Source organism: Clostridium fermenticellae (assembly GCF_003600355.1).
Taxonomy (GTDB): domain Bacteria; phylum Bacillota; class Clostridia; order Clostridiales; family Clostridiaceae; genus Clostridium_AV; species Clostridium_AV fermenticellae.
Window position 1 is genome coordinate 1,370,603 of the sequence record NZ_CP032416.1, and the last position, 19,293, is coordinate 1,389,895.

Genomic DNA, 19,293 nt, shown 5'->3' on the forward strand with positions numbered 1-19,293 from the left:
CGTAAATAATGTTCTAATTGATATTATATTGTCAATAAATTTTTTAAAAATTAATATAAATAAAGGCTAGTATTTTCAGTAATTAGGTGAATTTAAAAAAATAATATTACTTTATGTATTACCTTGGCATGTAAATTGCTTTATATAATTTATAAAATATACATTAATAATGAAGGTGATAAATAATGAATAAGATCAAAAGTATTGACGAAGTAATGGAATATATAAAAGATGGAATGACCATTATGATAGGAGGATTTATGGGAGCGGGTACTCCTGAACTTATTATTGATGCAATGGTTGAAAACGGTATAAAGGATTTGACAATAATAGCAAATGATACAGGTTTTCCAAATCAGGGGATTGGAAAACTTATAGCAAATAAGCGCGCTAAAAAAGTAATTGCATCTCACATTGGTTTAAATTCTGAAACTGGCAGACAAATGCAGGCTAATGAGTTAGAAGTAGAACTAATACCTCAGGGAACATTAGCAGAGCAGATAAGATGCGGCGGTTCCGGAATAGGTGGATTTTTAATAGAAACTGGAGTAGGTACTATTGTGGAAAAAGGAAAGAGAAAGATAAAAATTGAAGATAAGGAATATCTTTTAGAATTACCGTTAAGGGGAGATGTAGCTATATTAGGTGGATCTATAGTAGATAAAAAAGGTAATATTTTTTATAATGGGTCAACAAGAAATTTTAACCCGTTAATAGCAACTGCTGCGGATACAGTTATAGTAGGAGCAGAAAAACTTGTAGAAGTTGGAGAAATTGATCAAAATAACGTGATGACGCCGGGTATATTTGTAGATTATATAGTTGGAGGTGAAAATTAATGGATAGTAAAATGGCTAAACAATTTATTGCAAAGAGGATTGCAAAGGAATTAAAAGATGGCGATGTAGTAAACCTTGGAATAGGACTTCCTACGATGGTTGCTAATTATATACCGGAAGATACGGATATAACATTGCAGTCAGAGAATGGTTTTGTAGGATTAGGATCAACGCCTCAAAAAGGACAGGAAAATAAAGATATAGTAAATGCTGGAGGACAGCCTGTTACTATTAAAGAAGGAGGAGCTTTCTTTGATAGTGCAGTATCCTTTGGAATCATTAGAGGTGGACATGTCGATGCTACTGTTTTAGGGGCATTAGAAGTTGATCAAAAAGGAAACTTAGCGAATTTTATGGTTCCTGGTAAAATGGTTCCAGGTATGGGAGGAGCCATGGATTTAGTTAGTGGAGCAAAGAAAGTAATTATTGCAATGACACATACAACGGCTAAAGGAGAACCAAAAATATTAAAGCAGTGTAGATTGCCTCTTACGGCAGTAGGAAAGGTAAGTCTTATTGTTACAGAAATAGGAGTTATGGAAGTTACAAAAGATGGACTTATATTAAAAGAGATTGCTGATGGAGTAGGTATAGAAGATATATTGGCTGCTACCGAAGCTGATTTAATAATTGATGAAAATTTGAAAACAATGGAAGCATAAAAATTATTTAACATAAATTATAGGAGGTTTATTGATGAAGGAAGTAGTTATAGCAAGTGCTGTTAGAACAGCAATAGGAAAATTTGGAGGAACATTAAAAGATGTTTCAGCAGTTGATATGGGAGCAGCAGTTATAAAAGAAGCATTAAAGAGGGCAAATGTAAATTCTGAGAATGTAGATGAAGTTATAATGGGAAATGTACTGCAGGCAGGACTTGGACAAAATCCAGCAAGACAGGCACTTATAAAAGCAGGAATTCCAGAAGAAGTACCGGGATTCACAATAAATAAGGTTTGTGGATCAGGACTCAGGGCAGTCAGCCTGGCAGCACAGTTAATAAAAACCGGAGACGAAGATATTATAGTTGCTGGTGGAATGGAAAATATGTCGAGAGCCCCTTATATATTGAATAAGATAAGATGGGGCGAGAGAATGGGAGAAGGAAAATTAGTTGATGAAATGATACAGGACGGATTATGGGATGCATTCAACCAGTATCATATGGGAATAACAGCAGAAAATATAGCAGAGCAGTGGGGAATTACAAGAGAAATGCAGGATGAGTTTTCATTATCTTCACAACAAAAGGCAGAAGCTGCAATAAAGGGTGGAAAGTTTAAGGATGAAATAGTTCCAATTACAATAAAGAATAGAAAAGGTGAAAAGGTATTCGATACAGATGAATTTCCTAGATTTGGTTCCACAATTGAGGGATTGGCAAAATTGAAACCATCATTTAAGAAAGATGGGACAGTTACCGCAGGAAATGCATCAGGTATAAATGATGCAGCGTCAGCTTTAGTAATAATGAGTGAAGAGAAGGCAAAGGAACTTGGTATAAAACCTATGGCAACCATACTTTCATATGGAACAAGAGGACTGGATCCAAAAATAATGGGATATGGACCATTTTATGCAACAAAAAAAGCTCTGGAAAAAGCTAATTTAACTATTGATGATATGGATTTGATAGAAGCAAACGAGGCATTTGCAGCTCAAAGTTTGGCAGTTGCCAGGGATTTGAAATTTGATATGAGCAAGGTTAATGTAAATGGAGGGGCGGTAGCACTTGGACATCCTATTGGAGCATCAGGAGCTAGAATACTCACTACATTACTTTATGAAATGAAGAAAAGAAACTCTAAGAAAGGTTTAGCAACACTTTGCATAGGTGGTGGTATGGGTACCGCTATTATTATAGAGATGTAATTATTAAAAAACAAGAAAAGGGGTATAAAAATGTCAGTGAAAAAAACAATTATTACAGTTGCACCAACTGGTGCATGGCCGAAAAAAAAGGATAATCCTAATGTTCCTATGACTCCACAGGAGATTGCAGATGACGTTTATGAATGTTATAAACTTGGAGCAGCAATTTGTCATCTTCATATGAGAGATGACGAAGGTAATGGAACAATGGATAAAACTAAATTTGAGGAAACTGTTGATTTGATAAAGAAAAAATGCAATATAGTTATTAATTGTACAACTTCTGGTGATTTAAATGCAACAGATGAAACAAGGCAGGCTCATTTAAGAAGTATTAGACCTGAAATTGCTTCTTATGATTGCGGTTCAATGAACTGGATGCATAATAGTCTATTTATAAATCATCCAAAATTCTTAGAAGAATTAGGAATGACAATGCAGGAGCTTGATGTAAAACCAGAAATTGAAATATTTGATGCAGGTATGATTTATAATTCTTTATATTATGTAAAAAAGAATGTATTAAAAACACCTTGCCATTATCAATTGGTTTTAGGAGCAGCTGGCGGATCTACTGCTACAGTTGAGAATTTGGTATATTTAAAAGGATTGTTACCAGAAGGCAGTACATGGGGAGCACTTGGAATTGGTAAACAGCATGTTCCAATAATGTTAGCTACAGTTGCACTAGGCGGTCACTTAAGAGTTGGTATGGAAGACAATGTAATGTGGAGCGCTGGAGTACTTGCAAAATCAAATGCGCAATTAGTAAAGCGTGCTGCAGATATTATTAAAATATCGGGAAATGAGATAGCAACTCCAGCTGATACAAGAGAAATACTAGGACTTAAAAGAGTATGTGATTTTTCAAAGTAAAATTTATTTTATAGTATATTTTCAATAATATATAGATTTAGAAAGCATTTCTTTGATTGTTTTAAAAAACGTGAACCCAAAGAAATGCTTTTTATATAAAATTTCTTAAGGTATCAAATTTTGCATAAAATTTAAACAGATAATTCGACAATAAACTTTTGATTTAACTAAAGTAAAACTATAATAATATTAGTGAAATATTATAAATTAAGGGTTAGGAGTAATACAATGAATAAATATTTGTTTAAAATTGACAAAATCTTAAAATCTAATTTAAGTGATTTGAAAGATTTAGAAAATATAGAGGTAGATGCAACAACTTTTGAAATTTTGAATTTTTATAAGAGTAAGATAGGAGAAAATTGTAATAAAATGAACTTGCGTGTATTTGATGCATTTGATGTAGGGAATGCTATTTCTGATGGAATGTGTCTGGTAGATGATAAAGGTATTGTAATAGCAATAAACAAAGGATACACTGAAATAACCGAAATAAAAGAGGAAGAAATAGTTGGAAGAAATATACGTGAACTGCTGGATAAAGAATATTTTAGTGAGGCTGTATCTTTTAAAGTTTTAAAGCAGAAGAAAAAAATTAGTGCATTGTCAACAATAAATAAAAATAATAAAAAAGTGTTAATAACAGGGAATCCCTTTTTAAGTGAAAATGGAGAAATAATTCAAATATTAACTGTTATGCGGGATTTGACGGAGATAATAAAGCTTAAGAATGATCTTGAAAAAGTTGAAAAAACCAGTAAAAAGTATCTGAATGAATTAGAATATTTTAGAAATAAGTATTGGGAAAAGGAAAATTTGGTTGGAGAAGACGATAAAATGAAAGATATAAAGGAGCTTATAGGCCATGTTGCAAAAACTGACGCTACAGTTCTAATAACGGGCGAGACTGGAAGTGGAAAGGAAGTTGTTGCGAAGGAAATCCACGATAAAAGTGATAGGAAAGGTATGCCATATATAAAGGTAAATTGTGCGGCTATACCAGATACTTTAATAGAATCAGAATTATTTGGATATGAAAAGGGTGCATTTACAGGGGCTCAAAATAAAGAAAAATTAGGAATGTTTGAAATTGCCAATGGTGGAACCATACTACTAGATGAAATTGGAGAAATGCCTTTAAATCTGCAATCGAAATTTTTAAGAGTTCTTCAAGAAAAAGAAATAATGAGACTCGGAGGAACTAAAAGCATTAAGATAGATGTAAGGGTAATTGCTTCTACAAATCAGAATTTAAAGGCATCAATAGAAAAAGGTAAATTTAGAGAAGACCTATTTTATAGATTGAATGTTGTACCTATAAAAATACCTCCACTTAGAGAAAGGCAAAAAGACATATCTATTCTATCACATTTGTTTTTAGGAAAATTTAATATAAAATATGGTAAAAGTAAAAGCTTTGAAGATACTGCTGTTAGGACTTTGCAAAACTATAACTGGCCGGGCAATGTTAGAGAACTTCAAAATGTTATAGAAAGATTATTAGTCATGGATGATCAAAGTTATATAACTTGTAGTAGTGTGCAGAATGTACTGGGAATTAATAATGATAGTGAGGTAAAAATTGGGGCAGATAATTTAAATTTGAAATCAGCAATAAATTTGTTAGAAAAAGAGATGATAGGAAAAGCTTTAAAAAAGTATGGAAGTACATATAAAGCTGCAAAAGTTTTGGGTGTTACGCAGCCTACAGTTTTTAGAAAAGCAAAAGCACTTGGTATAAAACTTAATAATAAATAATGTGCTAAATAGGAGGAATGTATATAATGAGTTATGGTGCATATTTTATGTATTATAAATGTCCTAAATGCGGCAAAAAATTCAAATATTCTTTAGATGCGGATAAACAAGATGTATTTGGACAGTGTGATATTTGCCATGTTTCTGGAGTTTTAATTGGTGAAGGTTGTAATGAACCAGAAAATAAAATTGAGTATGAAGATATCTCTGATTAATTATACTTTTATAACTATATAAAAGGAGAAGTAATGCAAAAACTTATTAAGATGATATATTTTTGTATTAGTAAAAATGCTATAAATTCAACAGTTTTAAATTATCAGAAATAAATAATTCGGATTTGTATTAGTATATACCATTTTATCAATTAATTTTTATTAATATAATTTAAGGAATATTGAAAAAATTAAGTAAAAAGTGTATATATCACGTATAAAGGGATTTTATAATCATATCTGAAAGAAATTATTGAAAATATGGCATATAAATTGCTGCATAATAAGTTTATAAGATGTTAGGAGGTATTATTTTATGAAAAATTCGATTAAAAATGTTACGGTATTTGGCCCTGGAATGATGGGAAGTGGAATTTCTCAAGTATTTGCAAGTTGCAAAGATTTAAATGTAACTATTTTCATAAGAGAAAAATTTGAATATGAATGTATGGACAAAATAAAAGGCAATCTTAAAGTAATGAAGGACAAGGGTATTGTGACAGAAGAAGAAATTGAAGAGCTTTTGGGAAGAATTACTTTAACTGAAGATATGAAAGAAGCTACCAAGAATGCGGATTTTGTTATTGAATGTATTCCAGAGGATATGGAGTTAAAACAAAATTTGTTTAAAAATCTTGAAGATTTTTGTAGAAAAGATACTATATTTGCAACCAATACATCTGTAATGAGTATTACAGAGATCGCTGAAAAAGCTAAATTGAAATCCAGAATAGTTGGAACTCATTTTTGGAATCCACCATATTTGATTCCTCTAGTTGAGGTTGTTAAGTCAAATTATACTTCTGATGAAGTTATGGATAAAACTATAGAATTGCTTACAAAAGCAAATAAGCACCCAATAAGAGTTAATAAAGACGTGCCTGGTTTTGTTGCTAACAGATTACAACATGCTCTATGGAGGGAAGCAATATCAATAGTTGAAAATGGAATTGCTGATGCTAAAACGGTTGATGAGGCAGTTAAATATAGTTTTGGATTAAGATTACCTCATTTAGGACCTATAGAAAATGCAGATATGGTTGGAACAGATTTAACTTTATCGATACACAATTATATATTAAAGTATCTTGACAGATCCACTGATTCATCACCTCTTTTGAAGAAAATGGTTGAAGCAGGAGAATTGGGATTTAAGAGCGGCAAGGGATTTCAGGAATGGACTCCGGAACAAGTTAAAGAATCAAATGAAAGTTTAAGAGAGTATTTACTGAAAGTATTATATAATAAATAAAAAGATTTCCTAAATATTTGAAGTTGTTTATTTTAGAACCTACTATATTTAATTTATTAAGCATAGTAGGTTCTAAAATAAACATAAAAAATACATAAGGAGGGAAAAAATTTGGAGGAGAATATTCTTGAGGCATCTCTAAAGATTATGCCTGTTCTTAAAGATATACTTGATGAAGATATAGGGGTAGCAGTAGCAAACAATACTAATATCTTATATTATCGTCCGGGAGATACAATAGATTTGAAACATAAAGTAGGTGATAAATTATTAGTAGAAGAACCATTATATAAAACAATCAAGAATGGCAAGGGATATTCTACGATAGTATCTAAAGAGATACATGGTATTCCTTTTAAGTCTATAACTTATCCTATAAAAAATTCTCGGGGAGTTATTATAGGGGTTATTGGCATATCTAAAAGTTTAAAAAGCTATTTTGAGATTGAAGAAGCATCTCAGAGTTTGTCAGTTTCATTACAGCAAACAAGTGCAAGTGTAGATGAAATTTGTAATGGTTCTCAAAAATTATTTGTTATGGTAGAAAACATAGTAAAATTTGCCCAAAAGGCAGAAGAAAATATTAAGGAAAGCTATGAAATTCTTAATTTGATACGAAATGTAGCACATTAATCTAATTTGCTGGGACTTAATGCATCTATTGAATCATCAAGAGCTGGTGAATTTGGTAAGGGATTTTCGGTAGTTGCGAGTGAAATGAGAAAGTTAGCCAAATTAACTGGTGGGTCATCTGAAAGGGTGTCAAAAACCCTAATGGTTATGAATGATTCTGTTGAAAATATTAGAAAAATTACAGAACAACTGTATTCAATTTCTCAGGAACAATTAGCTGAAACTGAAGAAATTACTGCGGTATTAGAAAAAATAACTTCAGATTCAGGAAAATTATTAGATTTATCAAAAATAGTATAGATACAGTTGTTAATAAGATATAAATGAAAACTTCGGAATGAAGAGAGGGAAGCTAAATGCAAATAGTTCATTTATTCAATGTATTTAATTTATCTTTGTACCAGTGGTTATGGATTGTGTTAGCAGCATTTTTTATTGGATTTTCAAAAACTGGTATAAGTTCGTTTATGATGCCGTCTATACCTATTATAGCAAGTATATTCGGGGGAAAAGAATCTACAGGAATTATGCTCCCTATGCTTATATTAGGTGATATTTTTGCATTATATTATTATAATAGACATGCAGAGTGGAATAATATAAGGAAACCTTTACCTTGGACAATAGTTGGTTTAATATTAGGCGTTGTAGTCGGCAATTATGTTAATGATAGTCAGTTTAAGATATTTATAGCGATTTCTGTTTTAATATGTTTATTTATTTTAATTTATACCGAAAGAAAAGGGGAAGATTTTAAAATACCTCAAAGTTATATTCTTTATGCATTAACAGGTATGCTTTGTGGTTTTACATCTATGATTGGTAATGCATCGGGCCCAATTTTTAGTGTCTATTTATTAGCTAAGGGTTTTAAGAAAAATGGTTTTATGGGTACAACTGCATGGTTTTTCTTTATTATGAATGCATCTAAGGTTCCACTGCAAATCATATTCTGGCATAATATCCACCTAAAAACAATTTTTTTTGCAGTAAGTATGATACCTGCTATAGCAGTAGGAGCGCTGCTTGGGGTTTTATTCATCAAAAAAATTAATGAAAAGTTATTCCATAAGATTATTTTAGTTGTAACGGCGATAGGAGCAATAAAGCTATTAATATAAAATAAACTTTTGGTTATTGAACTATTTTATCATATCAATTACAATAATAAAGTATATAATAAATGTATCTTTATACAATCTCAGATAAATGCTTTTAATAAACGAGGTGATTATATGATTAAAAGGTCAATATCTAATTTAAATTTATTTAAATTGTCGGATGAAGGGTCTAATAAGATATATTTTGGTGGGAATCAAGAATGGTATCATACGGAATGGCAAAGACGTTCAGGATGTGGACCTACTGCGGCATCTAATATTATATTCTATTTAAATTGTATCTCACATCGTATAGACTTAGGGAAAAATTTAAATGTTAAGAAAAACTGGATTATGTTTATGGAAAGTGTGTGGAAATATGTTACACCGACTGATAGAGGAATACCATCTGCTGAGATGTTTTGTGATAAGGTATTAAAATATGCCAAATCTAATAATGTGGATGTAAAATGTTATGTTTGTGATGTACCACAGGATAAGGATAAGCGCCCCCAAATATTAGAGATAATAAAATTTTTAGAAAATGCATTATCAAATGATTCACCTGTTGCATTTTTAAATCTCTGTAATGGAAAAGAAAACTGCCTTGATAGCTGGCATTGGGTTACCATAATTTCGTTAGAGTGTTCAGATATTAAGGATCGTATATTTGTAGATATACTAGATGGCGGGAGCATAAAGAAAATAGATCTTCTGCTTTGGTATAATACTACAAAGCAGGGTGGAGGATTTGTTTATTTTATGAATAATAATGTCTTAGATAGACACTAATTTTTATAGTATGGTATAAAAAAGATATACTCCAGTATTTGGAGTATATTTTTAATTACCAGTATTTTGTGATGAACTATCTGAAGATGATGAATTCTGTCCGGAATTTCCACCATTTGTTCCATTTGAAGATGAGTTTGAATTTCCAGTTGATTCATCTGATGATTTATTGGAATTCGAATTTTGATTTGTACTGCCAGAAGACGAATTTGAATTCTGATCAGAACTTGTGGAAGATGTTTTCGAATTCGAATTATCAGTTGATTTATTATTGTTTGAATCAGTTGATTTAGAATCTGAATTATTACTATTTGAAGTAGAAGATGTATTCGAACTTGTACCATTTGTAGTCCTATTTTGTGTTGCATTTGTAGTCCGAGCGTTTTTATTTTCTGATTTAGTTGATTTATTGTTACTATTATTGGATGTCTTGTCTGAATTACTATTTTTAGAAACATGAGTATTTTGGTCATTTGAGTTTCCGCTGAAATAGGATTTGACAAAAATACCGGCACCTATAAGAACAATAACTGATATCATAGCTATGACTGCTTTTTTTGGATTAAATGTATTTTTAGAATGTGCCTTATTTTTAATATTTCTTGCAATTCCAGTTTTAGGGTCACTATTTGGAACTGACTTAGATTGCTTCATTGAAGCAGGAGCTGTATTATTTGTATTTTTACCAAATAGTGATGATACTTCAGTTGAATTCCCAGAATTTACTTCTCTAAATTTTTCAGGTGATCTTAATGTAACAATTGGTTTATCACAAAGTTCATATTCATTTTCTACATATATTCTAGCTGAGAATTCGTCATCTTTACTAAAAAAAGGTATATCAATATTTATATTATTGTCTTGTATTGATGGGGTAAATTTTAAACCGCCCGTCATTCTTGTTTTTGTAATCTTTAATCTGCTTTCAGCACTTTGTATGTTTAAGGTTAACTTATGAACTGTTTTACTAGACAAATTTCTAACAGTAACAATATAGTAAAAAAACTTTTTGCCATTCTTTTTTACTGGAACGCCATTTCCGATTGAGCATAATATTCTAGGCGCTAAATTTTTACAATATTCTAGTAACAGTCCAGATATAACTGATATTATTATAGTTATAAATGCTGTTTTAATAATATTCATCATATTAATTTTCGCTTCCTTATCTTTTAAGATTACTTAATAGATTATAAATTAGATGAATACTTATGTCAAACCATTATTATATTTTATATAAAAGTTAACAAATTAAAAATATTTTTCTATACTTTTTTCAATTTACGAATACACTGCTCCATATTTAACTAAAATGTTTTCAATTTTTTTGTTCCTGCAGAGGTCTAAAGGAGTAAAATTCGCATTATTTATTGAATTTATATCAAAATTGAATTTCAAAAGAAGTTTCAGAAATTCTTCAAAAGTCTCATCTAAACAATCAATATAGTCATCATGTAGAAGAGTATTTCCATATTTATCTTTTGCATTTACATCTGCTCCAAACTTTACAAGAAGGTTTAACAATTCACAAGAATAATTAAAACTGCAATAAAATATAGGAGTTTTACCAGATATATTAACTGCATTAACATCGGCACCTTTTTTTAGAAGCAGTTCTACTAAATTAATATAAGGATTTGCCCTTGCGCAAAGCCTGTGAAGTGGCGTTTCTGAAAATTTACTCTTGTGACTATTTATATTTACGTTATCACTTTCTATTAAAAGCTTAATTGTATCTACATAATTGTTTTCACAGTTATTAATAGCATAATGAAGTATGCTTTGAATTTCGAAGTCTGAGTCAATGTCTTTATCAGAATTTAAATATTCTCGAATATTAGGTAAATTGCCCTGCTCAATGGATCTATAAATTGATTTATAATCTGAACTAAATATTTTATTGAATATATCCAAATTATTAACCTCCCTTAATTAATGTAATTAATAATATTTTAGCATATTAAAAATAAAAAGATATATGTATATGTTTAGTATATGTATCTTTTATTTTTGATATGTTGTATTTGAATTACCTAAAAATGAGCTAATAGATTTATTTGACATGTATACAGCCATGCGATATAATACATCAACTATATTATATTTATTAAAAATGCTGTAAAAAGGAGAAGACTATGGATTATATTTTAAGCAATGATAAGCCAATTAGTGACAATGAAGTGTATATGGATATAAGAAATAGAATATTAAGACTGGAATTGGAACCCGGACAGAAAATAAGTGAAAATCAAATGAGTAGTGAGTATTCTATTTCTAGATTTGTAATTAGGAATGCTTTTAAAAAGTTAAACCAGTTAGGGTTAATAACTGTTTATCCTCAAAGAGGAACCTATGTAAGTTTAATAGACCTAGCTTATATAGAGGATTTACTGGTACTCCGAACTGCAGTGGAAAAAGAAGTATTATGTGAAATGTTTACAAGAATTGAAAAAAATTTACGTATGGAATTGGTAAATAAACTTGAGGAAAATTTACAAGAACAGCAGGCTTTCAAAGACATGAAATCGTATGAAAAGAGATTAAGGGAGTTGGACTATGAATTTCATAAAATTATGGTCGACAGTGTGAAAAGGTATGGATTGGTGAAAATTTTAAATGATCCAATGATCCATATTGCTAGATGGCGTAATTTTGATGTCGCATTTGTACGTAAGATGCCAAAATTAATAGGCGAGCATAGAAAAATTATAGATGCAATTAGAGAAGATAATTTGAATGACGCGCAACAAGCTATAGGGAAGCATCTGGAAACTAACAAAAAAATGATTGATATGGCTAAGAGAAAATATCCTCAGTATTTTCCAAAGTAGCTAATGTTAAAAATAAGACTATTTGATTGGTGTAAATTATACATTTCTTAATATATTATTCTTGTTTTCTAAATTCAGAAAATCAGTTTTCATACACAGACACTAGTGAAATACGTATTTTTAGCTGTATTTTATTAGTGTGTATTTCTCCCCTTCAGGTATTAGTTTAAAGCCAAATATTTGTAACTCTTAAAAGATCTTATAAAAAATTGTGAAAAAAAAGTCAAAAATACGTTTACAAAGGTATTTTATTGTGCTATTATATATTTGTCAACTTGTTAACAAGAGAACTAGATAGCAATTAGATAAAATAGTCAAATCTGATTTATAGCAGTTATATTTAAAAGGAAGGAGATTCTTGTTTATGTATACATTAGGTATTGATATAGGTTCAACAACATCAAAGTGCATAATCCTAAAAGATGGAAAAAATATAATTGCTTCTTCAATTGTTGTTGCTGGTACAGGAACAAGTGGGCCTAAAAAAGTAAAAGAAGAGGTATTAAAAAATGCAGATTTAACTGAAGAGGATATAAAATACACAGTGGTAACAGGCTATGGAAGATCTACATATGGTGACGCTGATATTGAACTTAGTGAATTAAGTTGTCATGCATTGGGAGTTCAGCATGTTTTTCCTGATGTCAGGACTATCATTGACATTGGTGGACAAGATGCAAAAGTATTGAGCCTTAATGAAAAAGGTAGAATGGTTAATTTTTTGATGAATGATAAATGTGCTGCAGGAACAGGTAGATTTTTAGATGTTATGGCTGGAATACTGCAGTTGGATATAAATGATTTGGAGGTTAAAGCGGCTGAGGCAAAAAATACGATAAAGATTTCTAGCACATGTACTGTATTTGCAGAATCAGAAGTAATATCTCAGCTTGCATCTGGAGTTGAAATACCCGATTTAGTTGCTGGAATTTGCAGTTCTGTTGCCAGCAGAGTTGCTTCTCTAGCTAAACGTATTGGAATAAAGGAAAAGGTTTGTATGAGTGGTGGTGTAGCTCGTAATGGTGGAGTTAGAAATGCATTGTCAAAGGAATTAGGAGTAGAAATTTTTTATTCCCCTTCTGCTCAATTAATGGGTGCACTTGGTGCAGCAATAGCTGCTTACAATAAAGTGAATTAGAAAAGGAGGATTTTAAAATGGGTGAAGAAGTTAAAAAGAAAAAAAGAGTAATAGATCCTAATTCAGCTGCTTATAAGCTGAATCAGATCGTTGTAAAACATTACAAAGAAGTTCAAGAGGCAAAGGACAGAGGAGAAAAGATTGGATGGTGTGCTAGTAATTTTCCTCAGGAAATTTTCCAAACATTAGGTGTAAAAGTATGTTACCCAGAGAATCAGGCAGCAGCAATTGCAGCCAGAGGTGCTGGTGAAAGATTATGTTCCGAAGCGGAATCTGAGGGATATTCTAATGATATATGTGCTTACGCAAGAATAAGTTTGGCATATATGAAATTAAAGGATGCACCAGAACAGAATATGCCACAGCCAGATTTTTTATTATGCTGTAATAATATCTGCAATTGTATGATTAAATGGTATGAAAATATTTCCAGGGAATTAAATATACCTTTAATTTTAATAGATATTCCATTTAACCCGGATTATAAGGTATCAGATGCTCAAGTTGCTTATGTAAAAGGTCAATTTTTGGATGCTATTAAGCAGTTAGAAAAAATTACAGGTAAGAAATGGAACAATGAAAAATTCAAAGAAGTTATGAAAATTTCAAACCGTACCTCTAGAGCATGGCTTGAAGCTACTAGCTATACAAAATATAAACCTTCACCATTAAATGGATTTGACTTACTAAATCATATGGCAGTAGCTGTATGTGCCAGAGGAACTATAGAGGCAGCAGAGGCATTTGAAACTTTATTAGAAGAATACAAAAAGGCAGTAAAAGACGGTACCAGTACATTCCGCGCAGAGGAAAAACACAGAATTATGTTTGAGGGAATTGCTTGTTGGCCTCACCTGCGTGTTACATCTAAGGGATTAAAGTCAAGAGGAATGAACATGGTAGCAACAATATATGCCGATGCATTTGGACTTATATATGATGATCTAGATGGTCTTGTAAGAGCATATTGTGGAGTTCCTAATGCTATGTGCCTTGAACTTGCTCGTGATAAAAGAATTGCTATAGCTAAAAAAACTGATGCTAAAGGATTATTAGTTCATACTAATAGATCTTGTAAGCTTTGGAGTGGATTTATGTATGAAATGAGCCGTCAAATAGGAGAGGAATGTGATATTCCTGTTACAACTTTTGATGGAGATCAAGCAGATCCTCGTAATTTTTCAGAAGCTCAGTACGAAACACGTGTACAAGGACTAGCTGAAATTATGGAAGCAAATAAGGGAGGTAAATAAAATGGCTGCATTAGATGAATTATTAAAAAAATTTCACGAGATTGCTTCAAATCCAAAGAAGCAGTTTAAATCATATCTTAAAGATGGTAAAAAGGTAGTTATTTGTGCTCCTGTTTATACACCTGAGGAAATTGTTCATTCTATGGGATTTGTACCTATGGGGGCATGGGGAGCAGATATTGAAATTAAAGAAGCAAAAAAATATTTTCCGGCATTTATATGCAGTATATTGCAATCTGTTCTAGAGCTCGGAATTAAAGGTGAGTATGATGGAGTGTCTGCTATTATAGTTCCTTCACTTTGTGACTCACTAAAATGCCTTGGGCAAAATTGGAAATATGCTGTAAAGGATATTCCATTTATACCTATGACATATCCACAAAATAGAGCAAATGAAGTTGGCAAACAATTTACGAAAGCTGGTTATGAGAGAGTTGTTAAGGATCTGGAAGCGGCAACTGGAGAGACTTTTTCCGAGGAAAAGCTTAAAAAATCAATTGAAATATACAATGCGCATAATGCCGCAATGAGGTGCATAAGTGATCTGCTAATAGATTACCCACAAATAACAGCTTCTGTGAGAAGTGACATATTTAAAAGTTCATATTTTATGACAAAAGAAGAACATACTGAATTGTTAAATGAATTAATAGAAGTGTTAAAGAAAAGTGATAATGTGGAAAACAAAAAGATAAAGATTGTTACTTCAGGAATACTCGCTGATAGTAAAAATTTATTAAAGATTTTGGATGATAATAATATGCAAATAGTTGCAGATGATGTAGCAGCAGAATCACGTCAGTATAGAGTTGATACTAAATCAATGCCGTCATCACTGGATGCATTAAGTGAAAAATTTTCTGAAATGGGCAACTGTTCTGTATTATACGATGTAGATAAAAAACGTGCTGATTACATTGTGCAACTAGTGAAACGTACAGGAGCTAAAGGGGTTCTCATATTTATGACTAAATTCTGTGATCCAGAAGAATTTGATTATGTGTTTGTAAAGAGGGCACTTGATGCAGCAGAAATTCCAAGTGCTTTGATAGAAGTTGATAGGCAGATGGTTAACTATGAACAAGCTAAGACAATAATTGAAACTTTTAAAGATATGCTTTCTTAATATTTAGATTATGATTAAAGCCATAGATAGATATTATGTATCTGTCCAAATTAGAGAAGGAAGAGTTGATGTATGGAATTAAAAAATGTGACAATAGGAAAAATTTTATCGGATAAAATTGAGAAAATGCCTGATAAGAATGCAATCGAATATGAAAATGTATTTTATACATGGAGGGAACTTTATGATATTTCTGATAGACTTGCAATTGAGTTCCTAAAATATGGAATTGGATATAAGAGTCATGTTGCTATATGGAGCACTAATTCTCCTGATTGGATAGTTACTTATCTATCATTGGCAAGGATAGGAGCTATTTCTGTATTAATTAATCCGAATTATAAGGAAAATGAGTTAATTCAAATTTTGGAATATTCAGATGTAGAATATGTATGTTATGGCAAACTTGCAGTTTGTAACGATATTGTCAGCTGCCTTAAAAATAAAAAGATAGGAAAGATAAAAAGGTACATACCTATAAATATGGCAACTGATTTAAAAGATGATGGCACATTTTCTATATCTCTAGAAGATATGGAAAAACTAAAAAAGGCTGAATTGAAAGTTACACCTCAAAGTATAGCAAGTATGATATTTACATCAGGAACAACATCTTTGCCAAAGGGAGTAATGCTCACCCACTATCAGCTTGTAAATATATCTATTGAAGCAACTGAAGAGATGAGGTGGACAGAGGAAGACAGAATGTGCATAGCACTTCCATTGTTCCATTGTTTTGGATTGAGTGTTGGCCTTCTTGCAAGTCTTTATAAGGGTTTTTGCATCTATTTATTATCTAAATTTAGAACTACATGTGTTTTGAAATGTATAGATGAATATAAAATAACTTTACTAAATGGTGTACCCACGATGTTTTTAGCTCTACTAAATAATTCCGGGAGAAAAAATTATGACTTGATTTCTTTGAAGTCAGGTATAATTGCTGGCTGTACAGTTTTTAAAGAAGATTACTTAAAAATACAGAAAGAATTAAAACTTGAAAAACTTCAGCAATCTTACGGTCAGACCGAGGCGTCTCCAAGTATAACTTTTAACAATTATGATGATCCAATTGCTATAAAGTCTGTTTCAGTTGGAAAAGTAATTTCTAATGTAGATCTCAAAATTGTAAGCACAGAGGATGGGCATGAGTTGAAAGCCTATGAAGATGGAGAAATTATTGTAAAGGGATTTAATGTTATGAAAGGCTATTATAGGCTTCCAGAGCAAAATAGCAAAAAGATTACTAAGGATGGCTGGCTTTATACAGATGATATTGGACATGTTGATGATGATGGAAATCTGTATATAACTGGCAGAAAACAGGAGATTATAATCCGCTCTGGTGAAAATATATCACCAAAGGAAATTGAAGATGTTATTATCAGATATTTTGACGTTGACCAGGTAAAAGTGTTTGGAATACAGGCACCTTTTGTGCAGGAAGAAATAGTTGCGTGCATTATTGCTAACTGTGGTAAGACAATACATATTGATAATTTGAAGGAATACTTAAAAAAATATTTGGCTGATTATAAGGTCCCAAAGTATATTTATATCTTCAATAAGTTTCCACTAAATGCTAATGGAAAAATAGATGTGAAAAAGCTAAAAAAAGAAGTTCAATTAAGAATAGGTTAGGAGGAAGATTTATGATTTTAACAGAACAACATGAGTTAATTAGAAAATTGGCTAGAGATTTTGCAGAAAAAGAATTAACGTCAGAAATTTTGGATGAAGTTGAAGCAACGGGAGAATTTCCAGAAGAAATACTGCAAAAAATGGCAAAAGCTGGTTTCTTCGGAATTAAGGTCCCAAAGGAATTAGGAGGTGCAGGAGCAGATACCCGTGCATATGTAGTTGTTATGGAAGAGATAGCAAGAGTTAGTGGAGTTGCCAGTATATATGTTTCTACTCCGAATTCACTTTCGGGGGGACCGCTCTTGTTATCCGGGAATGACGAGCAAAAAGAAAAGTATTTAAGACCAGTTGTGACAGGAAAAAAGAAACTTTCATTTGCACTTACAGAACCAGGAGCAGGTTCTGATGCAGGTGGACTTACTACAACCGCAGTAAAAGATGGTGATTACTATATATTAAATGGACGTAAGACATTTATTACAATGGCACCGCTTGCGGATTATGCAGTAATCTATGCAAAGACAGATATGGCGAAGGGAACAAGAGGAATATCTGCATTTATAGTTGATATGAAACAGAAAGGTGTATCTTGTGGTAAATCAGAGGCAAAGATGGGCATTATAGGATGCGCTACAAGTGATATCATTTTGGAAAATGTTAGGATACACAAGGGCAACCTTTTAGGAGAAGAAAATGAAGGCTTTATAAATGCTATGAAGACTCTTGATGTAGGACGTATCGGTGTAGCATCACAGGCTATAGGAATAGCTCAGGCAGCTCTGGATGAATCAATAAAATATGCTAAGGAAAGAAAACAGTTTGGAAGAAGAATAGGGGATTTTCAGGCAATAGGTTTTATGATTGCTGATATGGCAACAAAGTTAAAAGCTGCTAAAGAATTGGTTTATGATGCTGCTTATTTAAAAGATACAAGAAAGGATGCATCAATGGCAGCATCGATGGCAAAATATTATGCAGCAGAGGTCTGTAATGAGATTTGTGCAAAAGCTGTTCAAATTCATGGAGGATATGGATTTATAAAAGATTACAAAGTAGAACGTTTATATAGAGATTGCAGAGTATTCACTATTTATGAGGGAACTTCACAGGTACAACAGCTTGTAATTGCTAGAAAGTTGTTAAAAAAATAGGAAGGAGAGTTTCAAGTTATGAAAATTTTAGTATGTGTAAAACAAGTACCAGATACAAATGAAGTAAAAATCGATCCAGTAAAAGGTACATTAATAAGGGACGGAGTTCCTAGTATTTTAAATCCCGATGATGCAAATGCATTAGAAGCTGCACTTGCTATAAAGGATGAAAACCCTGGCACAACAGTGGCTGTTTTAACTATGGGGCCACCACAGGCAACAGTTGTTTTGCGTGAATGCATGGCTATGGGGGCTGATGAAGGTTATCTTTTAAGTGACCGTGCATTTGGTGGAGCTGATACTTGTGCAACATCTACAACTATAGCAGCCGGTATAAAGAAAGTTGGAAAAGTCGATATTATATTTGCTGGAAGACAGGCTATTGATGGAGATACTGCCCAAGTTGGACCTCAGGTAGCACAGAGACTTGGACTTCCGGTAGTTACTTATGTACAGGATGTAAAATTTGATAAAGACAAAATAGTAGTTCAAAGGCAGATGGAAGATGGATATGAAGTTATAGAAGTTGAAACTCCTTGTCTTTTAACTGCTGTAAAAGAATTAAATGAACCAAGGTATATGAGTATTTATGGCATAGTTGATGCCTATAAAAAAGATATAACTGTATGGAATCATGAAGATGTAGATTTAGATCCTAAAGATTGTGGATTAAATGCATCACCAACACAGGTATTCCGTTCATTTACACCACCACCAAAAGGAAAAGGTGAAATACTTAAAGGATCTGTTAATGAAATGGCAGCTACTCTTATTTCTAGATTTGAAGAGAAACATTTATTATAGAAAGGGCGGGTT

20 protein-coding genes are annotated in these 19,293 nt (G+C 31.8%); 18 read left to right on the forward strand and 2 right to left on the reverse strand.

The window, feature by feature from the left end; translation table 11 throughout:
- Nucleotides 1-185: 185 nt before the first annotated feature.
- The 11 genes from D4Z93_RS06545 (at nucleotide 186) to D4Z93_RS06590 (ending at nucleotide 9,337) form a co-directional block, all read left to right on the forward strand.
- Nucleotides 186-839 (forward strand): CoA transferase subunit A, encoded by a 654-nt coding sequence (locus tag D4Z93_RS06545; RefSeq protein ID WP_119971548.1) that lies wholly within the window; start codon nucleotides 186-188, stop codon nucleotides 837-839.
- Nucleotides 839-1,501: a 3-oxoacid CoA-transferase subunit B gene (locus tag D4Z93_RS06550; RefSeq protein WP_119971550.1), complete on the forward strand. Its 663-nt coding sequence runs from the start codon at nucleotides 839-841 to the stop codon at nucleotides 1,499-1,501. Before D4Z93_RS06545 ends, D4Z93_RS06550 begins: the two co-directional genes overlap by 1 nt.
- 34 nt (nucleotides 1,502-1,535) lie before the next feature.
- Nucleotides 1,536-2,711: an acetyl-CoA C-acetyltransferase gene (locus D4Z93_RS06555; protein WP_119971553.1), complete on the forward strand. Its 1,176-nt coding sequence runs from the start codon at nucleotides 1,536-1,538 to the stop codon at nucleotides 2,709-2,711.
- A 30-nt stretch (nucleotides 2,712-2,741) separates the two neighbouring features.
- Nucleotides 2,742-3,587, forward strand: coding sequence for a beta-keto acid cleavage family enzyme (locus tag D4Z93_RS06560; RefSeq protein ID WP_199798416.1), 846 nt, complete (start codon nucleotides 2,742-2,744; stop codon nucleotides 3,585-3,587).
- Between the two features lie 228 nt (nucleotides 3,588-3,815).
- Nucleotides 3,816-5,345 carry a sigma-54 interaction domain-containing protein gene (locus D4Z93_RS06565; RefSeq protein ID WP_119971556.1) on the forward strand — a complete coding sequence of 510 codons (1,530 nt, stop codon included), beginning with the start codon at nucleotides 3,816-3,818 and terminating at the stop codon, nucleotides 5,343-5,345.
- 26 nt (nucleotides 5,346-5,371) lie between these two features.
- Nucleotides 5,372-5,560, forward strand: coding sequence for an excinuclease ATPase subunit (locus D4Z93_RS06570; RefSeq protein WP_119971559.1), 189 nt, complete (start codon nucleotides 5,372-5,374; stop codon nucleotides 5,558-5,560).
- 316 nt (nucleotides 5,561-5,876) lie between these two features.
- A complete protein-coding gene (locus D4Z93_RS06575) occupies nucleotides 5,877-6,812 on the forward strand; it encodes a 3-hydroxyacyl-CoA dehydrogenase family protein (protein ID WP_119971562.1) in 936 nt (311 codons plus the stop codon).
- 111 nt (nucleotides 6,813-6,923) lie between these two features.
- On the forward strand, nucleotides 6,924-7,445 hold the full coding sequence (locus D4Z93_RS13470; RefSeq protein ID WP_243105988.1) for a hypothetical protein: 522 nt from the start codon (nucleotides 6,924-6,926) through the stop codon (nucleotides 7,443-7,445).
- 6 nt (nucleotides 7,446-7,451) lie between these two features.
- The gene (locus D4Z93_RS13475) at nucleotides 7,452-7,745 is read left to right on the forward strand and encodes a methyl-accepting chemotaxis protein (protein WP_243105989.1); all 294 of its coding nucleotides are present in this window, start codon (nucleotides 7,452-7,454) and stop codon (nucleotides 7,743-7,745) included.
- A 56-nt stretch (nucleotides 7,746-7,801) separates the two neighbouring features.
- Entirely contained in the window at nucleotides 7,802-8,566 is a 765-nt protein-coding gene (locus D4Z93_RS06585; RefSeq protein ID WP_119971564.1) for a sulfite exporter TauE/SafE family protein, read from the forward strand.
- 114 nt (nucleotides 8,567-8,680) lie between these two features.
- Nucleotides 8,681-9,337 (forward strand): hypothetical protein, encoded by a 657-nt coding sequence (locus tag D4Z93_RS06590; RefSeq protein ID WP_119971567.1) that lies wholly within the window; start codon nucleotides 8,681-8,683, stop codon nucleotides 9,335-9,337.
- A gap of 51 nt (nucleotides 9,338-9,388) precedes the next feature.
- Here D4Z93_RS06590 and D4Z93_RS06595 read toward each other — a convergent pair whose 3' ends face one another.
- On the reverse strand, nucleotides 9,389-10,486 hold the full coding sequence (locus D4Z93_RS06595; protein ID WP_119971583.1) for a hypothetical protein: 1,098 nt from the start codon (nucleotides 10,484-10,486) through the stop codon (nucleotides 9,389-9,391).
- 132 nt (nucleotides 10,487-10,618) lie between these two features.
- Nucleotides 10,619-11,251, reverse strand: coding sequence for an ankyrin repeat domain-containing protein (locus D4Z93_RS06600; protein ID WP_119971585.1), 633 nt, complete (start codon nucleotides 11,249-11,251; stop codon nucleotides 10,619-10,621).
- 221 nt (nucleotides 11,252-11,472) lie between these two features.
- Between D4Z93_RS06600 and D4Z93_RS06605 the strand changes: the two genes are divergently transcribed.
- From D4Z93_RS06605 to etfB, 7 genes are all read left to right on the forward strand, one after another.
- Entirely contained in the window at nucleotides 11,473-12,168 is a 696-nt protein-coding gene (locus tag D4Z93_RS06605) for a GntR family transcriptional regulator (protein ID WP_119971587.1), read from the forward strand.
- Nucleotides 12,169-12,532: 364 nt separating this feature from the next.
- Complete coding sequence (locus D4Z93_RS06610) at nucleotides 12,533-13,306, forward strand: acyl-CoA dehydratase activase (RefSeq protein WP_119971590.1); 774 nt, start codon at nucleotides 12,533-12,535, stop codon at nucleotides 13,304-13,306.
- Between the two features lie 17 nt (nucleotides 13,307-13,323).
- Complete coding sequence (locus D4Z93_RS06615; RefSeq protein WP_119971593.1) at nucleotides 13,324-14,559, forward strand: 2-hydroxyacyl-CoA dehydratase subunit D; 1,236 nt, start codon at nucleotides 13,324-13,326, stop codon at nucleotides 14,557-14,559.
- Nucleotide 14,560: 1 nt separating this feature from the next.
- The gene (locus tag D4Z93_RS06620; protein ID WP_119971595.1) at nucleotides 14,561-15,685 is read left to right on the forward strand and encodes a 2-hydroxyacyl-CoA dehydratase subunit D; all 1,125 of its coding nucleotides are present in this window, start codon (nucleotides 14,561-14,563) and stop codon (nucleotides 15,683-15,685) included.
- Nucleotides 15,686-15,757: 72 nt separating this feature from the next.
- The gene (locus D4Z93_RS06625; RefSeq protein WP_119971598.1) at nucleotides 15,758-17,326 is read left to right on the forward strand and encodes a class I adenylate-forming enzyme family protein; all 1,569 of its coding nucleotides are present in this window, start codon (nucleotides 15,758-15,760) and stop codon (nucleotides 17,324-17,326) included.
- 11 nt (nucleotides 17,327-17,337) lie between these two features.
- Entirely contained in the window at nucleotides 17,338-18,477 is a 1,140-nt protein-coding gene (locus D4Z93_RS06630; protein ID WP_119971601.1) for an acyl-CoA dehydrogenase family protein, read from the forward strand.
- 18 nt (nucleotides 18,478-18,495) lie between these two features.
- Nucleotides 18,496-19,281 carry an electron transfer flavoprotein subunit beta gene (etfB, locus tag D4Z93_RS06635; protein WP_119971604.1) on the forward strand — a complete coding sequence of 262 codons (786 nt, stop codon included), beginning with the start codon at nucleotides 18,496-18,498 and terminating at the stop codon, nucleotides 19,279-19,281.
- The last annotated feature ends 12 nt before the right edge of the window (nucleotides 19,282-19,293 follow it).

Excerpts from the sequence above, each read along its gene's own strand:
- D4Z93_RS06560 (WP_199798416.1), top strand. The coding sequence starts at position 2,742 with ATGTCAGTGAAAAAAACAATTATTACAGTTGCACCAACTGGTGCATGG.
- etfB (WP_119971604.1), top strand. The coding sequence starts at position 18,496 with ATGAAAATTTTAGTATGTGTAAAACAAGTACCAGATACAAATGAAGTA.
- D4Z93_RS06610 (WP_119971590.1), top strand. The coding sequence starts at position 12,533 with ATGTATACATTAGGTATTGATATAGGTTCAACAACATCAAAGTGCATA.
- D4Z93_RS06550 (WP_119971550.1), top strand. The coding sequence starts at position 839 with ATGGATAGTAAAATGGCTAAACAATTTATTGCAAAGAGGATTGCAAAG.
- D4Z93_RS06585 (WP_119971564.1), top strand. The coding sequence starts at position 7,802 with ATGCAAATAGTTCATTTATTCAATGTATTTAATTTATCTTTGTACCAG.
- D4Z93_RS06570 (WP_119971559.1), top strand. The coding sequence starts at position 5,372 with ATGAGTTATGGTGCATATTTTATGTATTATAAATGTCCTAAATGCGGC.
- D4Z93_RS06575 (WP_119971562.1), top strand. The coding sequence starts at position 5,877 with ATGAAAAATTCGATTAAAAATGTTACGGTATTTGGCCCTGGAATGATG.
- D4Z93_RS06615 (WP_119971593.1), top strand. The coding sequence starts at position 13,324 with ATGGGTGAAGAAGTTAAAAAGAAAAAAAGAGTAATAGATCCTAATTCA.
- D4Z93_RS06555 (WP_119971553.1), top strand. The coding sequence starts at position 1,536 with ATGAAGGAAGTAGTTATAGCAAGTGCTGTTAGAACAGCAATAGGAAAA.
- D4Z93_RS06565 (WP_119971556.1), top strand. The coding sequence starts at position 3,816 with ATGAATAAATATTTGTTTAAAATTGACAAAATCTTAAAATCTAATTTA.
- D4Z93_RS06625 (WP_119971598.1), top strand. The coding sequence starts at position 15,758 with ATGGAATTAAAAAATGTGACAATAGGAAAAATTTTATCGGATAAAATT.
- D4Z93_RS06590 (WP_119971567.1), top strand. The coding sequence starts at position 8,681 with ATGATTAAAAGGTCAATATCTAATTTAAATTTATTTAAATTGTCGGAT.
- D4Z93_RS06545 (WP_119971548.1), top strand. The coding sequence starts at position 186 with ATGAATAAGATCAAAAGTATTGACGAAGTAATGGAATATATAAAAGAT.
- D4Z93_RS06620 (WP_119971595.1), top strand. The coding sequence starts at position 14,561 with ATGGCTGCATTAGATGAATTATTAAAAAAATTTCACGAGATTGCTTCA.
- D4Z93_RS06630 (WP_119971601.1), top strand. The coding sequence starts at position 17,338 with ATGATTTTAACAGAACAACATGAGTTAATTAGAAAATTGGCTAGAGAT.
- D4Z93_RS06595 (WP_119971583.1), bottom strand. The coding sequence starts at position 10,486 with ATGATGAATATTATTAAAACAGCATTTATAACTATAATAATATCAGTT.
- D4Z93_RS06605 (WP_119971587.1), top strand. The coding sequence starts at position 11,473 with ATGGATTATATTTTAAGCAATGATAAGCCAATTAGTGACAATGAAGTG.